Source organism: Vibrio sp. 1978, assembly GCF_033344345.1.
In genome coordinates, this window is record NZ_JAWPOP010000976.1 from 1 (window position 1) to 525 (window position 525).

1 protein-coding gene and 1 pseudogene are annotated in these 525 nt (G+C 46.7%); both read right to left on the reverse strand.

Annotated features, from left to right (window positions below; translation table 11 throughout):
• The coding region (locus R8N49_RS30195; RefSeq protein WP_412034945.1) for an ABC transporter permease at positions 1-292 on the reverse strand (292 nt) is incomplete at its 3' end.
• A pseudogene (locus R8N49_RS30200) lies at positions 282-525 on the reverse strand (ABC transporter permease); the annotation flags it as partial. The gene R8N49_RS30195 and the pseudogene R8N49_RS30200, both read right to left, overlap by 11 nt.

Here is a 525-nt window from a genome sequence, read left to right on the forward strand (position 1 = left end):
GAAACCGCTCCGATACGGCTTTCACGCTTTGATGCTTGTCTAACGTTGTCACGATGCTTTGCGAGTCAGGTATGATGTCTTTCAGTTCAGGAGTAACGAGATACGCACTTTGATGAATCTGCAAATGGCTGGTTTGCCAAGCAATCGCATTTTTGATCATGCTGTCCACTAATCCATTCATAAATCCGATCATGGCGACAACACCCATCAACCCAAACCCCATCGCGCCAAGCATGATGGACGTTCTTAGTTTGTTTCGCCAAAGATTACGCCAAGCCAATTTAATCAACATGCGCGCCCCCTTTCAGCCCACTGGCGATAGGTAAACGAAGGAGACGAATCATCGGGTAGACAAGGCACAAGGATAAGATGATGAGAACCACGATAATTTGGTTAAGCAGCAAGTGAGGATCGAGAGAAACAGGCACAATGGGCTCAAAACCACTTTCCAACATGACTTGAGCGGCTTCTCCAGTGATTTCAATGGGATTAAAATAGAAGTAGCCAAGCACAGGTGCACTGACG